The following is a 24,458-nucleotide window of genomic DNA, read 5'->3' on the forward strand; positions in this document are numbered from 1 at the left end:
TTTGGGGGATCACGGTTTAGGCCTCCTTTCCCAATCGGGGCGAAAGCGCGGCATTCATCTGCAGATCAAGTCAAATACTGCCGATTGCACCGGGCGGCGCTTTTGGCGCATGAAGGGACAGGGACAAAGGCACCGAAGATGCAGGGCAAGGCAGCCACAGATCATATGGGCAAAGCACAAACGGATGCACCGCATCCGGGGGCCGCGCATGTGACCATCATAATGGCAACGCGCAATGGCGGGCGTCATCTGCGCGAGCAGCTGGCCAGTATCGCCGCCCAGACCCATCGCAACTGGACGCTTTACGTCTCAGACGATGGATCGACAGACGACACAAGACAGATCCTGAAAGACTTTGGCCAGCGTCACCCGCTGCATCTGGTCGAAGGGCCGCGTAGGGGCGCAGCTGCGAATTTCCTCTCGGCGCTTTCGCAGCCGGATCTGCCCAAGGGGGTGATTGCCCTGGCCGATCAGGATGATGTCTGGCTGAAAGGCAAGCTTGCGCGCGGGCTGCGGCGGATGGCGGCGGCGGCGCGGGTCATGGGCAATCATGATGCGCCCGTGCTTTATGCCGCTGAAAGCATGCTGTCAGATCATCAGCTGACGCCGAAAACCATATCACGCTCGGGGCGGGTGCGTCCGGCTTTCGCGCCTTCGCTGGCGCAGAACCTGTTTGCCGGGCATTCGATCATGCTCAGCCCGGCGGCGCTGGCCCTGGTGCGTCAGGCGCGGGGAACCGAGGCGGTGATCTGGCATGACTGGTGGCTTTATCAGCTGCTGGCCGGGGCCGGGGCCGGGCTGGTGCTGGACCCGACGCCCCTGGTGATCTACCGCCAGCATGGCGGCAATGCGATCGGGGCGCCCGGCGGCGCGGTGGCGGGCATTCGGCGCATGCAGATGGTGCTGGGCGGCGAATGGCGGCGCACCATTGCCGCCCATACCGCCACCCTCAGCGCCAATGAGGCGCTGCTGACCCCCGAGGCGCGCCAGATCCTTGCCGCCTTTCACGCAGCCCCAGGCGCAGGACCGGGCCGGATCCGCCAGCTCAGGGCACTTGGGATCCGGCGCAGCTCGCGCATGGGGGATCTGTTGCTGGCCTCGGCGGCGCTGATCGGCAGGCTCTAGAACCAGCGCCCGACCGCCATCACCCGGATCGGCACGGCGGCAGCTTTTGATACCAGCCCCAGCACCCGCAGCGAGACCGCCGTGACCGAAGGGGCCGCCTGCGACAGCCAGCAATCCACCCCATCCGCCATGCCGGAAACCACCGGGGCCGACCCGGCCACGAACGGCTGCGGGAAGGTCCAGGCCACCGCAGCCGAGGTGAACCCCGCCCCAAGCGCCGTTGACACATTCGCCGCTGACAGCCCGCTGCGCCAGCAGATCTGGGTGCCATCTGCCAGACGAATATACTCGCCATTCGCGCCCGAGCCGCGCTCGATCACCGCGCCTGTGGGCTGGCCGCCTGCCTGCGCCACAGCCCCCAGGATATTCCCGCGCGAAAATACCTGCGCCCCGGCCAGCGTCAGGTTCTGCGCCGCATTCACCGCGCCGCTGGAAGCCGCAATCTGCAAGCCGGTCGCCCAGGTCGCACCATCCGCGCTGACGCGGATCGCAAAATCGCTGCCGCCGGTGGTGCCCATCTCGGCCCGGCCTGACCAGTTGGTCTGGAACAGAAGGCTGGCCGTATCGGCGGGCGCGGCCTTGTTCAGCTTCAGCTGCATGCCCGCGCCCTGATGGGTCAGCAGCACCGCCTCAGAAGCCACCGCCAGACGGTTGACGCTGTCAGGCGGGGTGGAGATCCCCAGCCGCTGAAAGCCCGCCTCACCCTGATCGGGGGTTTTCCAGGCCAGGCCGTCGAACACCGCCAGCTGCCCCTCGGCCAGCACATAGGCCTGCCAGCCGGGCTGGGCTGCGTGAAACTGCCAGCCCGTGCCTGCCAGCACCGCGATCTGCCCGCCCTGCCCGGCCCAAAGCCCGGCCCCAGCCCCGGCGACCAGATGGCGGTCGCCCGGGGATGCGGTCTCTGGCGGCGCGGTTCGGTCGCGGTCCAGCACCGCCAGCTGCACAATCGCATCCAGCGCTAGCAGCGCCTCATTATGGGTGACATGTTTCTGAGCCTGGGCGGGCAGGATCAGCGGCAATGCAAGAATATCGGTGGTATCGGACAAATCAGCCTCCTGGGGCGGGACAAAGCCGCAGCAATCGCGGGGTCTCGCGCCCGCAAAGGCCAAGGCTAGTCAGGGCTGGTTAGCCGCCCCTGAAGGATGCGTGCGCGGCCCGGGCGTTATGCGCAACGCGGCCGCCTGGGTTGGCGGCTCAGCCGACGGGGCCGCCGGTGCCCGCACCATCCGCCGCCCGGATCACGCGCCGGGCCTGGGCCTCGGCCCGGATGTTGAAGCTGATCGCGGCAATGATCACCGCGCCGCCCAGGATCACCCAGGGGTCGATGCCCTCATGGAAAAGCACCGCCCCCATCAGCGCCGACCACAGGATCTGCAAGAAACTGACCGGCTGCGTCACCGCCAGCGGCGCCGCCGCGAAGGCCCGCGTCATCGCATAATGGCCCAGCGTCGCGCAGCCCGCGCCCACCGTCAGCGTCAGCATCTGCCACAGCGCCACCGGCTGCCAGTCCAGCAGCGCCAGCGGCAACAGCCCCAGGGCCGAGCTGAATGTCATCATCGCCACGATCACCCCGGCAGGCACGCTGGCGCTCAGCCGTTTGGCGCAGATATAGCCGCCCGCGAACAGGAAGGCCGCGCCCAGCTGCGCCCAATGGCCCATGGCGATCTCTCGCAGGCCCGGGCGCAGCACGATCAGCGCACCGCCAAAGGCCAGGATCGCCACCATGATGCGCCGGAAACTCAGCCCCTCGCCCAGCAGGATGCCGCCCAAAACCAGCACGATCACCGGGTTGAGAAAGCCAATCGCCGAGACCTCGGCCACCGGAATCCGCGCCATGGCGTAAAACCACAGGATCACGCCGCCGACATGAAAGATCCCGCGCAGGCCGAAAAGCCGCCAGACCGCAGGGCTGTAATGCGCCCGCAGGATCGGCCCGATCATCAGCGCAAAAAGCGGCAGGCTGACGGCAAAACGGATGAAGGCCGCCTGAGGCGCGGGCAGGCTGGTGCCGACATATTTCACCGCGCCATTCACGCCCACCAGCGCGACGCCCGAAATCAGCATCCAGATGATCCCCGCCACGGGTCTGTTGGCCAGTCTTACCCACATAAGCGCGACCTGCGCCCGATTTCCCGAAATAGCAAGAGCAGGCGATCACGACAGGGCAAGCGCAATCGCAATCGCCCACATCACCGCGCCGACCAGCACCTCCAGCACCACCCAGGCGCGGGGCTTGGCGAATACCGGGGCGAGATAGCGCGCGCCAAATCCCAGGGCTGAGAAAAAGCTTAATGACGCCGCCGCCGCCGCCACCCCAAACGCCAGCTGATGGGGCACATGCTGCGCCGAGACAGAGCCGATCAGCACCACCGTATCCAGCCAGACATGCGGATTGGCCCAGGTCAGCAAGAGGCAGGTCATCGCCACCCGCTGCCAGGAGGCCCGGCTGTCAGGCGCAGGCACCAGCGCCGCACCGCCCTGCATAGCCGCCCGAAACCGCAGGGCGCCATAGACCAGCAAAAACGCGACCCCGCCCCATTTCATCAGGGGAAGCGCCCAAGGGGCAGCGCGGCTCATCGCGCCAAAGCCCGTAACGCCCAGCCCGATCAGCAGCGCATCTGAGACCGCACAGATCGCCACCACCAGCGCCACATGCTCGCGCCGCAAGCCCTGGCGCAGCACAAAGGCATTTTGCGCCCCGATCGCCAGGATCAGGCTTAATGCTGTGAAATAGCCCGCAAAAATTGCCTCAGTCATCCGCGTCCCTCATTCAAACGCCCGCGGCCATCGTTGCAAACCGACAGGGCCCGGGGCCTGACAGCCCCCGCAAGACTGCTAGACCTTGCACCATCGGCAAATCCAATTCATTTTTCTTCCAAATCATTAGCAATACTAATCTGTTCATGCTCGACCCCAACTGGCTAGCCGCGCTTTCTGCAATTCACCGCCGCGGCTCATTCGAACTGGCTGCCGCCGATCTCAGCGTGACGCAATCGGCGGTCTCGCAGCGGATCCGGGCACTTGAGGAACGGGTCGGCCTCCGGCTGATCCGGCGCGGCCAGCCCTGCACGGCAACGCCTGAAGGCCTGCGCCTGATCCGCCATTTCGATGAGATCACCCTGCTTGAAAGCCAGCTCGGGAATGAGCTGCCCGCGCTGCGCAGCGGGTCTGCGCCTTTGCGGATCGCCGTCAATGCCGACAGCCTGGCCAGCTGGGTGCTGCCCGCGCTCAGCGCCTGTGAGGGGTTTCTGTTCGACCTGGTGATCGACGATCAGGATGTCAGCCAGGCCTGGCTGCGGCGCGGCGAGGTGATGGCCGCGATCACCTCACAGCCAGGGCCGCTGCAGGGATGCGAGACGGTTGCGCTTGGGGCGCTGCGCTATCTGGCAACCGCCAGCCCGGATTTCGCCCGCCGCTGGTTTGCAGGCGGGATCAGAGCGGACACCCTCAGCCATGCGCTTTCGCTGGTCTATTCCGCGCAAGACCGCCTGCAGCAAAACTGGGCCGAGCGCATTGCCGCAAGCGAGCCGACCCCGCAGCGGGTGGTGCTGCGCAGCCATCTCATCGCCTCCTCGCAGGCTTTTATCGACGCGACCCTGCTGGGGCTGGGCTGGGCGATGAACCCCGAACATATGGCGCGGCCGCATATCGAGGCCGGGCGCATGCAGGTTCTGCGCCCGGATGTGGTGCTGGATGTGCCGCTTTACTGGCAGTTTCCGCGCCTGGTCGGGCCAGCGCTGGCCCCGCTGACTGCGGAAATCCGCAAGGCGGCAGCGGCGGTGCTGATCCCTACCAGCGAATCCGCGCCGGAAAGGTGAATGCGACCTCGGGGCGCGGGGCCTGAGGTCCGGCCAGCCGATGCACCATCCGCCGCAGCTGATCTGTGGCCTGCGCCTTTTGCCCCGCATCAACCACCACCGGCGCACCGATGGCCAGGCGCAGCGGGCGGTGGCGGTGGCGCAGCGTTTCCCGAAAGATAAGCGCCACGCGCAGCGGATAGGAATAGTGGCTGGCAATCTGGAACAGTCGCGAGTTCTGGCCGTGAAACCAGATCGGCAGCACCTGCACCCCCGGCAGCACCGCCAGCCGCGACACGAAAGGATGCCAGGCCGGATCTGCCGCCCGGCGCGACAGTGGCTTTGGCGCGGTAGAGACCCCGCCCGCCGGAAAGATCACCAGCACATGCCCCGCCTCCAGCCATTCGGTGGCGGCGCGGCGTGTTTCAGCCGAGCTGCGCCGCGCCCCGGGGCTGTGGCTGAAATCGACGGGCAGCAGCAGATCCTGCGCCTCGGGGGCGATGGCCAGCGCGGCATGCACCATCAGCTTCACATCCGGGCGGGTGCGGGTGATCAGATCGCCAATCGCCAGGCCGTCCGCGATGCCAAACGGGTGGTTTGCAATCACCAGCAGCCCGCCCGTCTTTGGGATCAACCCGGCGTTCCCGGTGGTAAATTCGGTTTGCAGGCCCAGAACCCGCATCGCCTCGGCAAAGACCGGGACGGTCTGGTCGCGGGCCGGATCGCGCCGCCAGTTGTGATAGAGGCGCTCGATCCGGCTTTGTCCCGAAAGCCGTTCAAAGGCGCGGATCAGGCTGCGGCGCAGCCGCGACTGGCCGGGGTGCGAATAGGTGAATACCGGGCCATTACAAGGCGTTGCACCGATGCTTTTCGTCGTGCCTTTCACCATGCCTTTCGCAGTGCTTTCCGCCACCATTTCCCCCGGATATCATGGGCGCTGGCCCGTCTCTGAGGCGGCATGTAGCGCCCGCAGATCACAGCCGGGTGACAGCAGAAAACCTGTGGCGGAAAATGAAAACGGCCCCGACTGACGCCGGGGCCGGTTCCTGATTTACGGTCGAATGTCGCTGTCACAGCTGGGCTGCGACATCCTCGGGCACGTCGAAATTATGGGTGACGGTCTGCACATCGTCATCCTCTTCCAGCAGGTCGATCAGCTTCATCAGCTTTTGCGCGGTGTCGAGATCGACCTCGGTGCGCGACTGCGGACGCCAGACCAGCTTTGCCTCGGTGGATTCGCCAAGCGAGGCCTCAAGCGCGTCGGAAACCGAAGAGAGGTTTTCAACCGGGCAATAGATCAGATGGCCATCCTCATCGGATTCGACATCCTCTGCACCGGCCTCGATCGCGGCCATCATGACGGTATCCGCATCCCCGACAGATGCCGGGTAAGAGATTTCGCCCAGGCGGTCAAAGCTGTGCGAGACCGAGCCGGTCTGCCCCATATTGCCGCCAGCCTTGGTGAAATAGCTGCGCACATTCGAGGCGGTGCGGTTCAGGTTGTCGGTCAGCGCCTCGACGATGATGGCGATGCCACCGGCGCCGTAGCCCTCATAACGGATCTCGGTGTAATCCGCCGCGTCGCCCATTTGCGATTTCTTGATCGCGCGGTCGATCACGTCTTTGGGCATGGAAACCGCCTTGGCGGCTTTCACCGCCAGACGCAGGCGGGGGTTCTTCTCGGGGTCAGGATCGCCCATCTTCGCAGCGACGGTGATCTCTTTCGAGAGCTTGGAGAACATCTTGGAGCGGATTGCATCCTGCTTGCCCTTGCGGTGCTGGATGTTCGCCCATTTCGAATGGCCTGCCATAGGGGCCTCATTCCTTCGATTTTCGTGGTGGGCCTCTTTACACCGTGCGGGGCATGCGCGGCAAGGGCCGGGGGAGCAGTCCCGCAAAACACTGAAAGAAAAACCGGGGGACCAGTCCCCCGGCCCCCCTGGGATATTTTTGGACAGATGAAAGGGGAAAACAGCTCAGAGCGGCCAAAAAACCGGGATCAGAGCCGAGCACAGGAACATAAGGATGATATTGAGCGGCAGGCCGACGCGCATATAATCGGAGAAGCGATAGCCGCCGGGGCCATAGACCATCATATTGGTCTGGTAGCCGACCGGGGTCGCAAAGGCGAGCGTGGCCGAGAACATCACTGCGACGACGAGCGGGCGCGGGTCGATGCCGAGATTATTGGCGAGTTCGATTGCGACGGGGGTGTAGATCACCGCGACGGCATTGTTTGAGAGGAATTCGGTCAGCACGAGGCCGAGGAAATAGACCGCGAGGATCAGGAAGAAGGGCGAGAGGCCCTGGAGCCAGGGGGCGGCGGCGTTGACGATCATCTCGACTGCGCCGGAACGGTCAAGCCCCTCGCCCACCGCAAGCATGGCGAAGATCATCGCCAGCAGGCGGCCATCGACAAAGCTGAAAGCCTCATCGCTGTCGACGCAGCGGGTGACGAGGATCACCGCCACCGCGAGGAAGGCCAGCAGCTGGATCGGGGCGACATCAAAGGCCGACAAAAAGACGATAAAAGCCAATGCGCCGACCGCGATGGGGGCTTTGCCGCGGCGATAGGGCTTTTCGCGCGGACGGGTAATATCGACCAGATCCATATCGGCGGCGAGGCGCTGGATGTCTTCGATTGCGCCCTCGAGCAGCAGGGTGTCGCCGACGCGAACGATCAGATCGTCCAGCTGGCGGCCGATGTTCTGGTTGCGGCGATGGGCGGCCAACACATAGACGCCGTAGCGACGACGCAGGCGCAGATCGCCGAGGCGCTGGCCCTCCATCCGGCAGCCGGGGCCGATAAGCACCTCAACTGTCTCGGTTTTCACCGAGGAGAGCTTGTCCACGAGATGCACTTCGCGGCGGCGGTCGAACTCCATCAGGTCGGCCATTTCGGCGCGCAGAACCACGCGATCGCCGGGCTGCAGGCGCACGGGGGCAAGGTCGCGGCGCAAAGAGGCGTCGCCCCTGAGCACGTCGATCAGCCGCACGCCATTGCGGCGGAAGAGATCCACCTCAAGCGGGGCCTGGCCTACCAGCGGGCTGTCTTCGGGAATGGCGACCTCGGTGAAGTATTTCATCTTGCGCCGGTCGGTCAGCAGCATGCCCATCGACTGGCGCTCGGGGAGCAGGCGGTTGGCGAAGAGGCCGAGGAAGATTGCCCCCGCGATGGTGACGGCCAGACCCAGTGGCAGAACCTCAAACAGCGAGAAATGCGCAAGCCCCGCCTTGGCCGCGACACCGTCGACCAGCAGGTTGGTCGAGGTGCCGATCAGCGTCATCATCCCGGCCATTACCGTCATATAAGACAGCGGGATCAGCAGCTTAGAGGGAGAGGTGCCGATTTTCAGTGCGAGTTGCATGACCACGGGGATCATCACGGCCACCAGCGGCGTGTTGTTCATGAAGGCCGAGGCGACCGAGATGAAAGCGAAAAGCGCGATGATGGTGACGCGTGGCCGCCCCTCGACCGATTTTTCGGCCAGGTGGATCACCTGTTCGATCGCGCCGGTCCTGACCAGCCCACCCATCACCAGAAACATCAGTGCAATCGTCCAGGGCGCCGGGTTGGACAGCACCGCCTGCGCCTCTGACAACGGCAAAAAGCCCAGCACCATCATCACCGCAGCGGCAGCAATGGCCGTCACCTCGACCGGAATGGCCTCGGATACGAAAAGGCCGAACATCACCACGAGAACCGCCAGCGCCACCCAGGGCTGCGCTGCGGCAGAAATCTCAAACCAGAGCATTGGCACCCTCAGCTATACTGTGGGTCTTATAGGCAGCGCCGGGGGGCTGGGGAAGAAAATTCTACAAACAAGGTCGTCTTTGCTGCCGTCACGGGGTAGCTGCGTGGCGCGTCAGCATTTTCCATCCCCAAGGCGCCGGTTACGGCCCCGACTGCTGCAATCTGCCGCCCTGGCGCACCATGACGACGCGCGTTGCAAGCCCGGTTGCGTCATCGGTCTCGACATAGACACCCGAAAGCGTCGCCTCGCCGCTGGCAGGCTCGAAGCGGGTTTTCGACATGCCGGTGATAAAGCGGCGCATCGGTTCCAGCTTTTCCATGCCGATCACCGAATCATAATCGCCGCACATACCGGCGTCTGACAGATAGGCGGTGCCGCCCTTCAGGATCTGTGCGTCCCCGGTCGGAACATGGGTATGGGTGCCGACGACCAGACTGGCCTGGCCGTCACACCAGTGGCCAAGCGCCATCTTCTCTGAGGTCGCCTCGGCATGAACGTCGATGATTGCCGCCTGGATGCCAACGCCCAGCCGATGCGCCTTCAGCAGCGGGTCAATCGCAGAGAAAGGGTCATCGAAAGGTTGCTTCATAAAGACCCGGCCCAGAACCTGCGCGACCAGCACCTTGCGCCCGCCAGGAGCATCAAAGACCCGCCCGCCCCGGCCCGGCGCGATGCGCGAATAATTCAGCGGCCGCACCACCCGGGGCTCGGTCTCCAGGAATTGCGCCATGTCTTTCTGGTCGAAGGCATGATCGCCCAGCGTGACAACATCCGCGCCCGCCGCCAGGATCCCTTTGGCATGCTCTGCCGAAAGCCCCATGCCCCCGGTCGCATTCTCGCCATTGACCACGACGAAATCGAGACCCCAATCCGCACGCATTTTCGGCAGGCCGGCCGTTATTGCCGCCCGCCCGCTGCGCCCCATCACATCGCCAAGAAAAAGCAGTTTCATGGGGAAACCGCTTATGCCTCTGCCCCTGGCCGCGCAAGCCCCCTTTCCTGCGGCTTGAGCCATGGCGCAGAACCCGCTAACCAAAGCCCATGACGCCAGATCAGATCCAGTCGCTTTTCACCCGCCCCGATGGCAGCTTCCTCTGCGCCCGCTGGGGCCGCCCCATCGTGCCGGTGATTTTCGGCACCGATGACGCCACGCTTGCCATCGTCAAAGGCGCGATCGAGGCGGTGGTATTGCTGGCCGGGCATCGCATGGCCGAGACCGACCCCGAGCTTGGCGCCAATCTGATGGTGTTTTTCTTCCGTGACTGGGCAGAGCTGCCGCAGGTGCCCAAGCTCGATCATATGATCCCGGGTCTTGCCGCGCTTTGCGAGCGCCTCAGAGATCAGGGGGCGAACCGCTATCGGACTTTCCGCTTTGACGGCGATGGTGCGATCAGGGCGGTTTTTCTGTTTATCCGTATGGATGAGCATCTGGCGCAGATGCCCGCCGAGGATCTGGCCCTGGCCCAGGGCGCCGAGGCGATGCTGTCCTTCGCAGACGGGGCCTTCGGCCAGCTTTCGCCACTGGCCCGCAGTGATGGAGGCGGCGTGATCCTGCATCCCGACCTCGCGCGGCTGATCCGCGCCGCCTATGACCAGGTCCTGCCAGCCGTGGCCCGTGACCCCGGACATGCCCTGCGACTGATGGCGCGGATGCTTCCTGCTGCCGGTCAGGTTTAGGTACCTCTTGTTGCCGCAACAATATCGCCTCGCCCGCATCATTCGGCAAAGATATGCGGAAAGGACCGGCCTGGCCGACTGAAAATACCTGGAAAAGTGATCCGTCCGCGAGGCTAAAGGGGCGCAGGGACGCAATTTCCGCGTGAGCAGCGAACTGAAGAGTTTCGCATGAGAAAGAGCCGTTTCACGGCACCCCAGATCATGGCAAAAACCGCCGCCAGTGCCGACAGCGTCAGGCGGAATGACCTGAAACCACTTTGCCGGAACTCTCCGATCCAAAGCCGGGCCACACAGTCCAAACCACTCAGCGCCGGGCAACTCAGCCTGTTTGTCGCAGCCACACCAACCAGTGACGATAGCGGCGCCGCCGCTGTGTTGCACAGCGTCTCAAAGGCGGACTGGATGCCGGCAGATGGGGGCCAGAATACCGATTGGTTCAAAGGCGCGTTGAATGACAGTGGTATAGACGCCTGTCCCCTGAACCGGAAAGTCCACAAAATGCAGTTCGACACAAAAAACGCCGCAACAAAAATCTAAGCCTCATTTAGATCGGGTTTGGAGGCCTCATGGGAGTGGTGTCGCGCGGAAAGACGTTACGGCAGATGCCCCTGCGCCCTCCTCGCAGCAATCGCTCTCGCCGCAACCCACTACTCTGCTTTTGGTGTTTAATTTGCCTGGAGATTGGTCAACCACATGAACCATGTCGCCAGCCGATAACGCACAGCAGCGGGATTTCCTGCATGAATGAAACCCAAAACAGCTTAGCTTCCCGTTGCCGCCTGGAGCCTCGTCAGAAGTCCTCCCATTGCTGAACGCCACCGTCTGTTCCGGTACGCGCAATTGGCACCGGCTGAAATCCTTCCGGTGTCCGGGCTACTGGTGCAGGTTCACGTTGTACCGTTCGGCCGTCGGTGTCCTTCGTGGCCGGTACTGTAAAACGGGCCAGAGTTTCGCTAAGACGCATGGCGTCATTGTGCAGCGCATCTGAAGACGTCGTGCTTTGTACGACCACGGCAGCATTACGCTGGGTCACCTCATCCAGCTGTTTCACGCCGGTATTGATTTCAGAAAGGCCCAGCGACTGCTCTCGCGCTGAGGCGGCAATATCGGCAATCAATGTAGTGACCGAATGGATACGTTCGATCATCCGGTTCAGCGCCGATCCTGTCTCATGCACCAGAGCCGATCCAGCTTCGACCTGCTCGGTGGATTGGCTGATCAACCGCTTGATTTCGCGCGCCGATTCCGAGGCACGCTGTGCAAGTGAACGCACCTCTGATGCCACCACCGCAAAACCCTTGCCTGCCTCGCCCGCGCGGGCGGCCTCAACCCCGGCATTCAGCGCCAGGAGGTTGGTCTGGAAAGCAATGTCATCAATGACATCCGTAATGCGGGTAATCTGGCGCGAGCTTTGTTCGATCTGTTCCATCGCCGTGATCGCCCGGTGAACCACCTGCCCGCTTTCCTCGGCCTGGCGGCCATTTTCTGCCATTTGCGTATCGGCATTTGCCGCATTTTCCGCTGTGGACTGCACGCTGGCCGTCAGCTCATCCAGGGCTGCAGCCGTTTCTTCCAGCGTTGCGGCCTGGGTCTCGGTGCGATTCGACATATCCTGGGCGATCGTATTGAACTCTGAAGCGCCGCTGTCGATGGAACCCGCGATCTGGCGGATCATCACCATCGTCTCGGCCAGCATATCAACGACATTGTTAAAGTTCTGCCGCAGTTCTTCATAACGGGCCGGGAAGGGGTCATCCGACGCGCTGACAATCGCCGCTGTCAGATCCAGCGCCGACAGCCGGGTCAGAGAATCCGACAGGTCGCGCACCACCCGGCTTTGCTCGGCCTCGCGCCGGGTCGATTCAGCGCTCATCTCTTCGGTATCGGCGACCGAGCGGCGCCAGTCCTCAAACCCGCGGGCAAAGGTGCCGATCTCATCCTGGCGCTTGAGGGCAGGCACTTCCACAGTGGTATCGCCCTCACGGATGCGCTCAAGGACCCGCGACAAAGAGTCCAGAGGACGCAGCAAACCGCGATTGGCCAGATAAAGCAGCAGCGCGCCCAAAAGCGACGCGATGGCCACGCCAGCCACGCCCTGCAACTCAGCCGAGCGCAGCCCGCCGCGCAGCACAGCCTCGGGGATGAAGTTGCACAGCACGCCAACGACAGCCCCCTCAGGGTTGCGAATCGGGATAAGGTTCACCGCATAGGGTTCGCCAAAGAGATTGGCCGATCCGGTATAGGTTTCACCACGCAGCAGGCTGGCACGGGCGGGATGATCCGGCCCCAGCGGACTATCGGTCCAGCGACGGCCATTTTCGTCCAGTATACTGGTGGTGACCCGGAAAAAGTCGGCCCGCGCCTGATCCCAGCGAAGGATCGAGAATTGCGAGCCCGTGGTCTTTTTCGCCTCATCCACCAGGGTGTGACTGTTGAAACTGGGGATTGCGTCCCAGACGACATCGGTCACATTCCCCGCCTCATCAATCCGATAGCTGAGGCCGGAAAACGTATCCTCGGTGATTTCTGCTGTCATGCGTGAGGCCATCAGGACGATGGCCTGCAGCCTTTCCTCGACCACAACAGAGACCTTATGGCTGGAAAACCAGACCCCGATCCCGCCGACAAGCAGGAACATTACAAGCGAAAGGCCGGTCAGTTTGGTGACGAGGCCGAGTGAGCGCAGCCGTTGCATGAAATCCCCTGAAGCAAAGACATATCTGCTGGGAAACCTGCCCGCGCCGCGTATAGATTCGGTTATCAAAACCGCGTTCGCTTAAATTGTCGGTATTCTTTTCGCGGCGGTTCACGACGATTTCCCGCCCCTGCGGCTGATGCGAAACCTTTCAGCTGCCCATTGACCCAAGTATAGTGACAGCATGCGACAGACCCTTTCAGAAATCTATGAGACGCGCGTCAGTGAGGGGCTTTTACGCCCTGATCCCGCGCAAAAAGCCGTGCTTCCCCTGCTGGAAGAGCTGCGGCTCTGGCTGGAGACTACGCCCGCGCGCAAGGGTGGTTTCCTTTCAGGCCTCTTTGGCAAGGCCCCGGTGCAGGGGCCGAAGGGGCTTTACCTCTGGGGCGGGGTCGGGCGCGGCAAGTCAATGATGATGGACCTTTTCACCGAGGCCACCGCGATCCCCGAAAAGCGCCGCGTGCACTTTCACGCCTTCATGCAAGAGATCCATCACGGCATGCATGAGGCCCGCCAGAAAGGGGTCGAGGATCCGCTGGCCCCGGTCGCGGCAAAGATCACCAAAGAGCTGCGGCTGCTGGCCTTTGATGAGATGCAGATCACCGATATCACCGATGCGATGATCGTGGGGCGGCTGTTTGAAAAGCTGTTCGCGGCGGGTGTGGTGATCGTGACCACCTCGAACCGCCCGCCGGAAGATCTGTACAAAAACGGGCTGAATCGTCAGCTTTTCCTGCCCTTCATCGCCATGCTGGGCGAGAAAATGACCGTTCATGAGATCGTCAGCGCCAATGATTACCGCCAGCACCGGCTGAAGGGGGCGCAGGTCTGGTTCCAGCCTGCGGGCAGCAGCCGGGGCCAGATTGACGCGATCTGGAAGGATCTGACCGGCGGGGCTGCGGGTGCGCCTTTGCGCCTGCCGGTCAATGGCCGCGAGGTCGAGCTGCCGCGTTTTGCCAATGGCGTCGGCCGGGCCTCGTTCTATGATCTTTGTGCGCGGCCATTGGGGGCTGCGGATTTTCTGGCGATCGCGGCGGCCTGCCGGGTGCTGATCCTGGATGATATCCCGCAGCTCAGCGCCTCGAATTACAATGAGGCAAAGCGGTTTGTGACCCTGGTTGATGCGCTTTATGAGGCCAAAGTCCGGCTGATTGCTTCGGCGGCGGATGAGCCAGAACGGCTTTACAATGAGGGCACCGGAGCGTTTGAGTTTGAGCGCACCGCCAGCCGTCTGCGTGAGATGCAGGATGCGGCCTGGGGCACAGAAGAGCCCGGCGAAGAGCACAGCGAGACGCAGGCGTAAGCCGGGCCTTCAGCCGTAGATCGCCTGCCAGATCAGCCGCAGCGCCATCGCGGTTGAGGTGATCACCAGGATCGGGCGGATCAGCCCGGCCCCGATACGCATCGCCAGTTTTGCCCCCAGCCAGGCCCCCAGCGTCTGGGTCAGCGCCATGGCAAAGCCCACCATCCAAAGCACGCTGCCCGTGGGGATGAACACGGCAAGCGAGCCCAGATTGGACGCGAAGTTCAGCATCTTCGTATGGGCGGTGGCCTTCAGGATGCCGTAGCCCGCCAGCAGCACGAACCCCATCATGAAAAAGCTGCCGGTCCCCGGACCGAAAAAGCCGTCATAGGCGGCAACCAGCGGCACCACCGTCAGCGCGAAAACCGCAGGCTTCATCCGCTGAACGCGGTCATTGTCGCTGAGCCCCTTGCGAAAGGCGAAAAAGGCGGCAACCGCGATCAGCACCACGGGCATGATGATCCGCAACAGCTCGGCCGACAGAAGATGCGCAATCATCGCCCCCGCGCCCGCTGCCAGCGCCGAAATCGCCGCCATCGGCAGCTGGGCTGCGGGGTTTACATGCCCGGCCCGCGCATAGGTCAGCGCCGCCGTGCCGGACCCAAAGCTGCCCTGCAGTTTGTTCGTGGCCAGGGCCTCAACCGGGGGCAGCCCCGCCAGCAGCAGCGCAGGCACGGTGATCAGCCCGCCGCCCCCCGCAATCGAGTCTATAAAGCCGCCGATGAAGGCCGCCAGCATCAGCAGCAGCACAATATCCATGGCCAGACCGAACATCTCAGAGATCCAGCCTGCGATGCACCCGGCCCACGACCTGGCCATTGGCAAGCGCCCAGGCCGGATCACTGTCATAATCAACAAAGCCGATCTTTGCATAATAGCCAAGGCCGGGACGGTTGTCGGCGCGAATGGTGGCGTTCAGCACGCGAATACCCGCCGCCTGCGCCGCTGCCCGCGTGGCGGCAAACAGCGCCTGTCCGGTGCCCCGCGCCTGCACATCTGCGGCGACGAAGGTGCCGATCTCGGCCCAGCCTGGCGGCAGCTTCGGGTTCAGCCCGACTGACTGAAAGCCGATCAGCTGGCCGTCCGCCTCGGCGATATGGCAGCAGACCCCGGCGTCCGAGCGGATGTAAGAGGCAATGACCTGCGCCTCATCGCGGGGTTCCTCATAGGCGGTGGTGCCGCCGAGCGCGATGATGTGGTTTTGCAGCCGGGTCATCGCGCCCGCATCTGCCAGCCTCACCGGGCGAACAAGGACGGAGGCGCTCATGCGGCGAACTCTTCGCGGTGGTAGCCCTGCAGATACAAAAGCGCGGTCAGATCGCCATGGTTGACGCGGATCCGCGCCTCGGCCTGAACCTTTGGCTTCGCATGCAGCGCCACGCCCATGCCCGCGCGCTGCAGCATCGGCAGGTCATTCGCCCCGTCGCCCACCGCAACCACCTGATCCGCGCCGATCCCCAGCCGGGCGGTGATCTCTTCCAGCGCGGTGACCTTGGCCTCTTTGCCAAGGATCGGATCCTGGACCTGCCCGGTCAGCCGTCCGTCGGCCACCAGCAGTGTATTGGCGCGGTTTTCATCAAAGCCCAGCCGCGCCGCAATCGCCGAGGTGAAAGCCGTGAACCCGCCAGAGACCAGCGCCGTATAGGCTCCATGCGCCTTCATGGTGCGCAAAAGCACCTCGCCGCCTGGCATCAGCGTGATGCGGTCGCGGATCACGGTGGCGATCACGCTTTCCGGCAGATCCTTCAGCAGGCCGACGCGCTCGCGCAGGGCGGCGTCGAAATCCAGCTCTCCATTCATCGCGCGGGCGGTAATCCCGGCCACATAGGCCCCGACGCCCGCCTCATCGGCCAGCTCGTCAATGCATTCCTGGCGGATCATCGTGCTGTCCATATCGGCGATCAGCAGCTGCTTTTTGCGCCCCGCCTCTGGCTGGATGGCAAGGTCGATCTTCAGCCCCTGCAGATCCTGCCAGACCTGATCCGCATTGTCAGGCACCGAGGCCAGCGCAAATTCCGCAGCCACGCCCGGGTCCAGCCAGGCCGCATCGCCGCCACCCCAGGCATTGCGCAGGCTCTCAACCGTTTGGCGGTTCAGAATCGGGGTCTCTGGGCTGGTCAGCAAAGTGGCGATGAACATCTGGCCTCCGGGGGCGCGTTTGGGGGATTTCGGATGATGCGGTCCCTGCCGGAATTACGCGCTTTCGGGGGGCAAAGCCAGCGGGGCCCGGGGATTTTGCAACCGCATCGCCCGCGCCGCATTGCAGCGATTGACATTGTCATTAAATGACCCCTATCAATCTTTGTGCACAAGATTATTGCGTATTGAATTTCAGCGATGCACGACAGGTGAGGCGGATATGACCGAAGGCACAGCCCCCACGGATACCCGGGCAGAGGCAAAACCCGCGAAAGACAAGCCCTGGCTCTTTCGCACCTATGCCGGGCATTCGACCGCCTCGGCCTCAAACGCGCTGTACCGGGGCAACCTGAAGAAGGGACAAACCGGGCTTTCCGTCGCCTTCGACCTGCCCACCCAGACCGGCTATGACAGCGATCACGAACTGTCGCGCGGCGAGGTCGGCAAGGTCGGCGTGCCGGTCTGCCACTTAGGCGATATGCGGGCGCTGTTCGACCAGATCCCGCTGGAGCAGATGAACACCTCGATGACGATCAACGCCACCGCGCCCTGGCTGCTGGCGCTTTATGTCGCGGTGGCCGAGGAACAGGGCGCTGATATCAGCCTGCTGCAGGGCACAGTGCAGAACGATATCATCAAGGAATATCTCTCGCGCGGCACCTATATCTGCCCGCCGAAGCCCAGCCTGCGGCTGATCACCGATGTTGCCGCCTGGACGGGGCGGAATCTGCCCAAATGGAACCCGATGAATGTCTGTTCCTACCATCTGCAAGAGGCCGGTGCGACGCCCGAGCAGGAACTGGCCTTTGCACTCGCGACAGCCTGCGCGGTGCTCGATGACCTGAAGGGGAAGGTCGCGGTGAGTGACTTCCCCAGGATGGTCGGGCGGATTTCCTTCTTCGTCAATGCGGGCATCCGCTTCGTGACTGAGATGTGCAAGATGCGTGCCTTTGTCGATCTCTGGGCCGAGATCTGCCGCGACCGATACGGCATAACTGACGAGAAATATTCGCGTTTCCGCTATGGGGTGCAGGTGAACAGCCTTGGCCTGACCGAGCCGCAGCCCGAAAACAACGTCTACCGCATCCTGATCGAGATGCTTGCCGTAACACTGTCGAAAAACGCCCGCGCCCGCGCCGTGCAGCTGCCCGCCTGGAATGAGGCGCTTGGCCTGCCGCGCCCCTGGGATCAGCAATGGTCTTTGCGGATGCAGCAGATCCTGGCCTATGAGACTGACCTGCTGGAATATGACGACCTCTTCGACCAGAACCCCGCGATTGACCGCAAGGTTGAGGCACTGAAACAGGGCGCCCGTGAGGAGCTGGCCCAGATTGACGCCATGGGCGGCGCGGTGGCCTCGATCGAATATATGAAATCGCGGCTGGTTGAGGCCAATGCTGAACGCATCACCCGGATTGAAACGCAAGAGACCGTGGTCGTCGGCGTCAACCGCTGGCGCGAGACGGAACCCTCGCCGCTGACCACCGGGGATGGCGCGATCATGGTCGTCGATGAGGCCGCCGAGGCCGATCAGCTGGCCCGCCTTCGTGCCTGGCGTGAGGCCCGCGATGAGGCCCGCGTCCAGGCCGCGCTGGAAGAGCTGCACGAGGCCGCAGCCAAAGGCCGCAACATCATGCCCCCCTCGATCAAAGCGGCCAAAGCAGGTGCCACCACCGGCGAATGGGGCGAGACTGTCCGCAAAGCCTTCGGCCAGTATCGCGGCCCGACGGGCGTCTCAAAAAGCCCCTCAAACCGCACCGAGGGGCTGGAGCCGATCCGCGAAGCCGTCCAGGCTGTCTCATCCCGGCTTGGTCGCCAGCTTTCGTTCCTTGTCGGCAAGCCCGGCCTTGATGGCCATTCCAACGGGGCCGAACAGATCGCCGCCCGCGCCCGCGACTGCGGGATGGAGATCCACTATGAGGGCATCCGCCTGACCCCCGCCGAGATTGTCGCCGCTGCCGCCGACAGCGCGGTGCATGTCGTCGGCCTCTCGATCCTTTCCGGCAGCCATTTGCCCCTGATCTCAGACACGATGGAGCGGATGCGGGCGGCGGGCCTGACGGTTCCGGTCGTGGTCGGCGGCATCATCCCCGAGGAAGACGCCGTAAAACTGCGCGCCATGGGGGTCGCCGCCGTCTATACGCCGAAGGATTTCGAGCTGAACCGGATCATGATGGACATCGTCACCCTGGTTGACCCAGAGGAACAGGCCGCCTGACGCATCAGATTTCCCCCCATTGCGAAGGCGGGGATGGTGGTCAAAACTGCCGCCATCCGCCTGCATCCGGGGAGATGGGAAATATGCACAAGATCCTGACAGGCCTCTTGCTGACGGCTGCCCTGGCGGCGCCGGTCCGCTCTCAAACCGCCGGGGCGCCGGGGGATGCACCGCAACCCATTGAAATCTCACAGCGGATCGTGGCCCTGCGCTCTCGTTGCCTGAAGGACAGCGGCATGCTTATGGGGGAAGAGACCGCACTCACCTCTTTCGGAACCCGCCTGCCAAGCGGCGAGAGGCTCTGGATCTTTGAAGAAGGTTACCTCTATTGCGACGGCGGCACCTGGCTGCGCCATTGCGACAATGACAGCTGTAAGGCCATGTTCTTTCTGGGCCAAAACAAGATGACGCTGGTGATCCGAAGCTGGGATTTTGTTCCGGGCGACGGCGCTCCCCTCCTGCGCGTCTGGCCGAGAGACGGCATTTGCGGCGGTCAGAAAACCGAAAGCTGCATGAATGAATATGCCCTGAGCGATGGCGATTTCAGGCCGAGCAGATATGAGATTGTAACCCCACTTCGGCAATTTGATGCGCCATAAGGTCATTTTGACTGATTGAGCCAACTTCATCCGACGAAATGGCGGCATTTTGTCATGTTTTTCGGCGAAATGCCGCGCCGCCCTTATATCGGATCACAAACTGCTTTATTTCGCGCCAACATGAACAATCTTTAGGCGAATCGGCGACCAAGAATGCCTCAACTTGACGAGAGACTTGAATCCATCCTTGCCGAAGTGATCCGGCGCAACCAAGGCGAGCCAGAATTCCACCAGGCGGTGCGCGAGGTTCTCGAAAGCCTCGGCCGTGTGGTCGCCAAACGCCCCGACCTTCTGGAAGACGCCCTGATCGAGCGCATTTGCGAGCCAGAGCGTCAGATCATCTTCCGCGTGCCGTGGATCGATGACAGCAATCAGGTGCGCATCAACCGCGCCTTCCGCGTGCAGTTCAACTCGGCGCTTGGGCCCTATAAGGGCGGCATCCGCTTCCACCCTTCGGTGAATGTGGGGATCATCAAGTTCCTCGGGTTCGAGCAGACCTTCAAGAACGCGCTGACCGGCATGCCGATCGGCGGCGGCAAGGGCGGCTCTGATTTCGACCCCAAGGGCAAATCTGACCGCGAAATCATGCGCTTCTGCCAGTCCTTCATGCTGGAGCTGCACCGCCATATCGGCGAATATACCGACGTTCCTGCAGGCGATATCGGCGTGGGCGGGCGCGAAATCGGCTTTATGTTCGGCCAGTATAAGCGCCTGACGAACCGCTATGAGGCAGGCGTTCTGACCGGCAAGGCGCTGTTCTACGGCGGCTCGCGCGCCCGCACCGAGGCCACCGGCTACGGCAATACCTATTTCGTGCAGTCGATGCTGGGGACCAAAGGCACCTCGTTTGACGGCAAGAAAGTGGTGATCTCTGGTTCCGGCAATGTGGCGATCTACAGCCATGAGAAGGTCACATCCTTCGGCGGCAAGGTCATCGCGATGTCCGACAGCTCGGGCTATATCGTCGATGAAAACGGCATCGACCTTGATCTGATCCAGGAGATCAAAGAGGTGCGCCGCGCCCGGATCTCGGAATATCTGCGCATCAAGGGCGAGGGCAAAGGCGTTTACTTCGTCAAGGCGGGCGAAGGCTCGATCTGGAATGTGCCCTGCGATGTGGCGATGCCCTCGGCAACGCAGAACGAGCTGACCGGCAAAGACGCGAAAACGCTGGTGAAAAACGGCGTGCTGGCGGTGGGCGAAGGCGCGAATATGCCCTCGACCCCGGATGCAGTGCGGATCTTCCAGGAGGCGGGCGTGCTTTTCGCACCGGGCAAAGCCGCGAATGCGGGCGGCGTCGCCACCTCGGCGCTTGAGATGCAGCAAAACGCCAGCCGCGACAGCTGGACCTTTGAGCAGACAGAGGCGCGTCTGGCCACCATCATGAAGAACATCCATGACACCTGCGCCGGCACCGCCGAGGAATTCGGCGCCCCGGGCGACTATGTGATGGGCGCGAACATCGCGGGCTTCATCAAAGTGGCCGAGGCAATGCGGGCGCTTGGCGTTATCTGATCCCTGACCGGACCTCTTCAGAAAGGGCGCGGCCTGCGGGTCGCGCCCTTTCTCTTTGCCTCTTGCATGAAGCGATTCGCTCCTGTTGTATGGCCCCCCTCTTGTGACCGGAGCCTCCTCATGAAGATCAGAAAGCTGGGCCGCCACGATGTCGGCGCCATTGGATTTGGCGCGATGTCCTTTGGCGGCATGTTCGGCCCCACCGATGAGGCGACCAGCCTCAGAACGCTGGATGCGGCCTGGGATGCCGGGATCACCCATTTCGATACCGCCAATATCTACGGCATGGGCGTGTCAGAGGCGGTGATCGGTAACTGGCTGAAAACACGGGGGCATTCGCCAGTAATCGCCACCAAGGCCGCAATCGTTGATGGCACGCCGCGCCGGATCGACAACTCCGAGTGCTATCTGCGGGCCGAGTTAGAGGCCTCGCTGAAACGGCTGGGCCGCGATCATGTCGAACTGTTCTACATCCACCGCCGTGAGGCCGAGCGGCCCCTGGAAGAGGTGATCGGAACCCTGTCGCGCCTGATCGAAGAGGGCAAAATCGGCGGCTATGGCCTGTCAGAGATCTCGCCTTCTACGCTGCGGCTGGCGCATGCAGTCCATCCCTGCATGGCGGTGCAAAACGAATACTCGCTCTGGTCACGCCAGCCCGAACTTGGCCTGATCCAGGCCTGCGCCGAGCTGGGAACAACCCTCGTCGCCTTCTCGCCGCTGGCGCGGGGAATGCTGGGTGATACGCCCTTGCCCCTGCCAACCGACGGTTTTCGCGCGCGCAATCCGCGTTTCACGGGTGATGCATTCAAACGCAACAGCGCAAAAATTGAGGCCTTCCGCCAGTCTTGTCGCAGCCAGGGGCAAAGCACAGCCGCCATCTCTCTGGCATGGCTGCTGCACAAAGGGGACCATGTGCTGCCAATCCCAGGAACACGCAGCGCCGCGCATCTGGCGGAATGGCTCATGGCAACCGAGATCCAGCTCAGCCCAGAGACCATTGCAGAAATCGAGCGCCTGCTGCCTGCAGGTTTCGCCGAAGGCGACCGCTATGGCGACCATCAGCTGACCGGTGTCGAACGCTATTGCTGATCACGAGATGGCCGGAGGCAGGCATTCGGCGCCTGCCCCGGCGGCAGATCACACTCGGCCCCACAAGCCGCGCATTTATAATGCCCCAGCCCGCCAGCCCTGTCCAACCGCCATCGACAGGCGCGGGTCAGTGTGGAGCCGCGCCGATAGTACCACAGGCCAACAAACAAAAGCACCAAGCCCAAAGGAAAGAATAAAATCATCAACAACAGGCTCCTGCGCCACTGGCCAGCCTGCGCCTCCGGCGGGGATATTTAAGGACAGATGAAAAACTTCTCCCCTTTTCATCTGTCTCTAAATATCCCGGGGGTGAGCGCGGCACGCGCGAGGGGGCAGCGCCCCCTCAGCCCGATTGATCTCAGAGCCCTGTCTCAGACTGCGCGTTCGACCATCAGATTCTTGATCTCTGCAATCGCCTTGGCCGGGTTCAGCCCTTTCGGGCAGGTCTTGGCGCAGTTCATGATCGTGTGGCAACGGTAAAGCTTGAATGGATCTTCCAGCCCATCAAGCCGCTCGCCGGTGATCTCATCGCGCGAATCGACGATCCAGCGATAGGCATGCAGCAGCGCGGCCGGGCCGAGATATTTGTCCGAATTCCACCAATAGCTGGGGCAAGAGGTCGAGCAGGACGCGCACATCACGCATTCATAAAGCCCATCGAGCTTTTTGCGATCTTCGATCGACTGACGCCACTCTTTCGCCGGCGTGTTCGAGCGCGTCTCCAGCCAGGGCATGATCGAGGCGTGCTGTGCATAGAAATGCGTCAGATCGGGGATCAGATCCTTGATAACCGACATATGCGGCAGCGGGTAGATTTTGACATCGCCCTTGATCTCATCGAGGCCATAGATACAGGCCAGATGGTTGCCGCCGTCGATATTCATCGCGCAGGAGCCGCAAATCCCTTCACGGCAGGAGCGGCGGAAGGTCAGCGTCGGATCAATCTCATTCTTGATCTTGATCAGCGCGTCCAGGACCATCGGGCCGCATTTGTCCATATCGAGATAATAGGTATCGACCCGCGGGTTTTCCCCGGTATCGGGATCCCAGCGATAGATACGGAAGGCGCGCGTGTTCTTCGCGCCCTCGGGTTTCGGCCAGGTTTTGCCGGTGCGTACCTTGGAGTTCTTCGGAAGTGAGAACTGGACCATGGGTCAGCCTTTCCAGTCGGATCTTTGATAAAGCGGGCGGCTCGGGGCCTGACCCGATTTCGCCATGACGCAGGTTTCGTAAACTGCTGACGGATCTTTGCGCAGCAGCCAGTCGGACGAGATGTTCAGCTCAAGATCGCCCCTTGTCCGCGTTCCATGCGGGCCAGAGACAATACCGATCCCGGCGGTTCCCGTGGGCGCGCGCGCCTGACGGGCGGGTTTCATACATTGCTCTTCGGCGACATGCACCGGAACCGGGCCGCAGGCGGCCAGAGCCAGCGCAAGTACTGCGAAGGGGGCAAGATACCGCATCAGCGCACCTGCGGGATGTTATGGGCGGCAAAGCAGCTCTGCGCCGCCGGGCGCAGCGCGATATTGCGGATATTCTCACGCGTCAGGCTGCCTGCCTCGACCCCGGTGTCACGCGCCAGCGCCCGGATCTCGGGCATTGAGGCCGCGTTCAGAATGCAATCGGTGGCCTGGCCTGCGGGCCCTGCTGGCATGTCACGCGATACGACCGGCATCACCACGCCATGCGCGATATTGCGGGTGGTCTTATCCGCCAGCGCCTGCGGGTCGCACCCCGCCAGCGCCAGTGTCGCAAGGATCAGGGCCGGACGCAGCATCACAGCGACACCCCGCCGACCTTCAGCAGATCGGTCGTCGACAGCGATTGCACCAGGCATTGGGTGGCCTCGGGGCGGGTCGCAATCGTGCGCACCACCGGCCAGGCCTGGCCAGCGCCATTCGTTCCGGCCGAGGCATATTGTGCCAGCTGCACCAGCTCGCCCGTCTGCGCATTGTTGATCACGCAATCGGTATAGGGCGAGACGTTCACGCCCGGCAGATATTGGTTCGCAGCCCCGTTCACCGCCGTGCGGGCCAGCGAGCGGGTGGTTTCCTGCATCACGCTTTCGCCCACGACACAGCCGGAAAGCGCCAGAGCGAGGATGCCAGGGCTCAGCTTAGTTGCCAGTGCAGGCATAGCCCGACCCTCCGCTCAAAGTGACGCTGCAGCTTGCACGGGGGGCTGGCGCGCGCGAAGGGGCCGCCGGGGCAGGTGCTGTCTGATAGGTCGGGGTTTGCGGCGCTGCGACTGCGCCGGTTGAGGGGCCACCCCTGGTGTCAATGCGCGGCATTGATCCAGAGGCGGCGGTGCCTGCCGAGGGCGTGCTGTTCAGCGCCGAGATCGGCGCCCCCGCAGAGCCGCTGGCCGCCAGGCGGGCATTGGCACAGGCGTTCAGTGCGTCGGCCTCGGCCTGGGTTGCGCCAACACCGGGCATCAGCACACTGTCATTTTGTGACACATAGCTGCCCTTCGGTTTCAGCTGCAACATGCAGCTGGTCTGGGCCTGAGCCAGCGGGCTGGGCCCGCCGCAAGCGGATAGGCCAAAC

At 63.1% G+C, this 24,458-nt stretch carries 25 protein-coding genes; 9 read left to right on the forward strand and 16 right to left on the reverse strand.

What is annotated here, in order from left to right; translation table 11 throughout:
- Window positions 1-138: 138 nt before the first annotated feature.
- Window positions 139-1,125, forward strand: coding sequence for a glycosyltransferase (locus HOY34_RS02360; RefSeq protein ID WP_172359725.1), 987 nt, complete (start codon window positions 139-141; stop codon window positions 1,123-1,125).
- On the opposite strand, the gene HOY34_RS02365 is transcribed toward HOY34_RS02360, so the two are convergent.
- The 3 genes from HOY34_RS02365 to HOY34_RS02375 form a co-directional block, all read right to left on the reverse strand.
- Window positions 1,122-2,171 carry a DUF2793 domain-containing protein gene (locus tag HOY34_RS02365; RefSeq protein WP_172359726.1) on the reverse strand — a complete coding sequence of 350 codons (1,050 nt, stop codon included), beginning with the start codon at window positions 2,169-2,171 and terminating at the stop codon, window positions 1,122-1,124. The genes HOY34_RS02360 and HOY34_RS02365 overlap by 4 nt on opposite strands.
- A 148-nt stretch (window positions 2,172-2,319) precedes the next feature.
- On the reverse strand, window positions 2,320-3,234 hold the full coding sequence (locus tag HOY34_RS02370) for a DMT family transporter (RefSeq protein WP_253944149.1): 915 nt from the start codon (window positions 3,232-3,234) through the stop codon (window positions 2,320-2,322).
- A 45-nt stretch (window positions 3,235-3,279) separates the two neighbouring features.
- Entirely contained in the window at window positions 3,280-3,882 is a 603-nt protein-coding gene (locus HOY34_RS02375) for a LysE/ArgO family amino acid transporter (RefSeq protein WP_172359727.1), read from the reverse strand.
- Window positions 3,883-4,028: 146 nt separating this feature from the next.
- On the opposite strand from HOY34_RS02375, the gene HOY34_RS02380 reads away from it, so the two are divergent.
- Window positions 4,029-4,943, forward strand: a complete 915-nt coding sequence (locus tag HOY34_RS02380) for a LysR family transcriptional regulator ArgP (protein WP_172359728.1) — start codon at window positions 4,029-4,031, stop codon at window positions 4,941-4,943.
- Here HOY34_RS02380 and HOY34_RS02385 read toward each other — a convergent pair.
- The 4 genes from HOY34_RS02385 to HOY34_RS02400 all read right to left on the reverse strand — a co-directional run bounded on the left by HOY34_RS02385 (window position 4,915) and on the right by HOY34_RS02400 (window position 9,629).
- Entirely contained in the window at window positions 4,915-5,835 is a 921-nt protein-coding gene (locus HOY34_RS02385) for a lysophospholipid acyltransferase family protein (protein ID WP_172359729.1), read from the reverse strand. The genes HOY34_RS02380 and HOY34_RS02385 overlap by 29 nt on opposite strands.
- 157 nt (window positions 5,836-5,992) lie before the next feature.
- Complete coding sequence (locus tag HOY34_RS02390) at window positions 5,993-6,733, reverse strand: YebC/PmpR family DNA-binding transcriptional regulator (RefSeq protein ID WP_172359730.1); 741 nt, start codon at window positions 6,731-6,733, stop codon at window positions 5,993-5,995.
- A 165-nt stretch (window positions 6,734-6,898) separates the two neighbouring features.
- Entirely contained in the window at window positions 6,899-8,677 is a 1,779-nt protein-coding gene (locus HOY34_RS02395) for an SLC13 family permease (RefSeq protein WP_172359731.1), read from the reverse strand.
- A gap of 139 nt (window positions 8,678-8,816) precedes the next feature.
- Window positions 8,817-9,629 (reverse strand): TIGR00282 family metallophosphoesterase, encoded by an 813-nt coding sequence (locus tag HOY34_RS02400; RefSeq protein ID WP_172359732.1) that lies wholly within the window; start codon window positions 9,627-9,629, stop codon window positions 8,817-8,819.
- Between the two features lie 89 nt (window positions 9,630-9,718).
- Between HOY34_RS02400 and HOY34_RS02405 the strand changes: the two genes are divergently transcribed.
- Together HOY34_RS02405 and HOY34_RS02410 are read left to right on the forward strand one after the other, a co-directional pair.
- The gene (locus HOY34_RS02405; RefSeq protein ID WP_172359733.1) at window positions 9,719-10,354 is read left to right on the forward strand and encodes a hypothetical protein; all 636 of its coding nucleotides are present in this window, start codon (window positions 9,719-9,721) and stop codon (window positions 10,352-10,354) included.
- 168 nt (window positions 10,355-10,522) lie between these two features.
- Entirely contained in the window at window positions 10,523-10,891 is a 369-nt protein-coding gene (locus HOY34_RS02410) for a hypothetical protein (protein ID WP_172359734.1), read from the forward strand.
- A 253-nt stretch (window positions 10,892-11,144) separates the two neighbouring features.
- Here the strand turns inward: HOY34_RS02410 and HOY34_RS02415 are convergent, their stop codons facing one another.
- The gene (locus HOY34_RS02415; protein ID WP_172359735.1) at window positions 11,145-13,049 is read right to left on the reverse strand and encodes a methyl-accepting chemotaxis protein; all 1,905 of its coding nucleotides are present in this window, start codon (window positions 13,047-13,049) and stop codon (window positions 11,145-11,147) included.
- A gap of 184 nt (window positions 13,050-13,233) precedes the next feature.
- Here HOY34_RS02415 and zapE point away from each other — a divergent pair, with 184 nt between their 5' ends.
- Window positions 13,234-14,352 (forward strand): cell division protein ZapE, encoded by a 1,119-nt coding sequence (gene zapE / locus HOY34_RS02420; RefSeq protein ID WP_172359736.1) that lies wholly within the window; start codon window positions 13,234-13,236, stop codon window positions 14,350-14,352.
- Between the two features lie 9 nt (window positions 14,353-14,361).
- On the opposite strand, the gene HOY34_RS02425 is transcribed toward zapE, so the two are convergent.
- From HOY34_RS02425 to serB, 3 genes are read right to left on the reverse strand one after another with little or no spacing between them, the layout of a single operon-like run.
- Window positions 14,362-15,126 (reverse strand): TSUP family transporter, encoded by a 765-nt coding sequence (locus HOY34_RS02425; protein ID WP_172359737.1) that lies wholly within the window; start codon window positions 15,124-15,126, stop codon window positions 14,362-14,364.
- 1 nt (window position 15,127) lies between these two features.
- The gene (locus HOY34_RS02430) at window positions 15,128-15,619 is read right to left on the reverse strand and encodes a GNAT family N-acetyltransferase (RefSeq protein ID WP_172359738.1); all 492 of its coding nucleotides are present in this window, start codon (window positions 15,617-15,619) and stop codon (window positions 15,128-15,130) included.
- On the reverse strand, window positions 15,616-16,491 hold the full coding sequence (serB, locus tag HOY34_RS02435) for a phosphoserine phosphatase SerB (RefSeq protein WP_172359739.1): 876 nt from the start codon (window positions 16,489-16,491) through the stop codon (window positions 15,616-15,618). The genes HOY34_RS02430 and serB overlap by 4 nt, the downstream gene beginning before the upstream one ends.
- A 220-nt stretch (window positions 16,492-16,711) precedes the next feature.
- Here serB and HOY34_RS02440 point away from each other — a divergent pair, with 220 nt between their 5' ends.
- The 4 genes from HOY34_RS02440 (at window position 16,712) to HOY34_RS02455 (ending at window position 21,912) form a co-directional block, all read left to right on the forward strand.
- Window positions 16,712-18,709, forward strand: a complete 1,998-nt coding sequence (locus tag HOY34_RS02440) for a protein meaA (RefSeq protein WP_172359740.1) — start codon at window positions 16,712-16,714, stop codon at window positions 18,707-18,709.
- Between the two features lie 107 nt (window positions 18,710-18,816).
- Window positions 18,817-19,308 carry a hypothetical protein gene (locus tag HOY34_RS02445; protein ID WP_172359741.1) on the forward strand — a complete coding sequence of 164 codons (492 nt, stop codon included), beginning with the start codon at window positions 18,817-18,819 and terminating at the stop codon, window positions 19,306-19,308.
- 153 nt (window positions 19,309-19,461) lie between these two features.
- Window positions 19,462-20,823: an NADP-specific glutamate dehydrogenase gene (gene gdhA / locus HOY34_RS02450; RefSeq protein ID WP_172359742.1), complete on the forward strand. Its 1,362-nt coding sequence runs from the start codon at window positions 19,462-19,464 to the stop codon at window positions 20,821-20,823.
- Between the two features lie 120 nt (window positions 20,824-20,943).
- Window positions 20,944-21,912 carry an aldo/keto reductase gene (locus HOY34_RS02455; protein WP_172359743.1) on the forward strand — a complete coding sequence of 323 codons (969 nt, stop codon included), beginning with the start codon at window positions 20,944-20,946 and terminating at the stop codon, window positions 21,910-21,912.
- A gap of 371 nt (window positions 21,913-22,283) precedes the next feature.
- Here HOY34_RS02455 and HOY34_RS02460 read toward each other — a convergent pair whose 3' ends face one another.
- The 5 genes from HOY34_RS02460 to HOY34_RS02480 are packed head-to-tail and all read right to left on the reverse strand — an operon-like array spanning window position 22,284 to window position 24,400.
- The gene (locus tag HOY34_RS02460; protein WP_172359744.1) at window positions 22,284-23,063 is read right to left on the reverse strand and encodes a succinate dehydrogenase iron-sulfur subunit; all 780 of its coding nucleotides are present in this window, start codon (window positions 23,061-23,063) and stop codon (window positions 22,284-22,286) included.
- A 3-nt stretch (window positions 23,064-23,066) separates the two neighbouring features.
- Window positions 23,067-23,375 carry a hypothetical protein gene (locus HOY34_RS02465; protein ID WP_172359745.1) on the reverse strand — a complete coding sequence of 103 codons (309 nt, stop codon included), beginning with the start codon at window positions 23,373-23,375 and terminating at the stop codon, window positions 23,067-23,069.
- On the reverse strand, window positions 23,375-23,689 hold the full coding sequence (locus HOY34_RS02470; RefSeq protein ID WP_172359746.1) for a hypothetical protein: 315 nt from the start codon (window positions 23,687-23,689) through the stop codon (window positions 23,375-23,377). Before HOY34_RS02470 ends, HOY34_RS02465 begins: the two co-directional genes overlap by 1 nt.
- Window positions 23,689-24,048, reverse strand: a complete 360-nt coding sequence (locus HOY34_RS02475; RefSeq protein WP_172359747.1) for a succinate dehydrogenase — start codon at window positions 24,046-24,048, stop codon at window positions 23,689-23,691. Before HOY34_RS02475 ends, HOY34_RS02470 begins: the two co-directional genes overlap by 1 nt.
- Window positions 24,029-24,400: a hypothetical protein gene (locus tag HOY34_RS02480; RefSeq protein ID WP_172359748.1), complete on the reverse strand. Its 372-nt coding sequence runs from the start codon at window positions 24,398-24,400 to the stop codon at window positions 24,029-24,031. Before HOY34_RS02480 ends, HOY34_RS02475 begins: the two co-directional genes overlap by 20 nt.
- Window positions 24,401-24,458 lie beyond the last annotated feature (58 nt).

The sequence above is a fragment of the Pseudogemmobacter hezensis genome, from assembly GCF_013155295.1.
Taxonomy (GTDB): Bacteria; Pseudomonadota; Alphaproteobacteria; order Rhodobacterales; family Rhodobacteraceae; genus Pseudogemmobacter; species Pseudogemmobacter hezensis.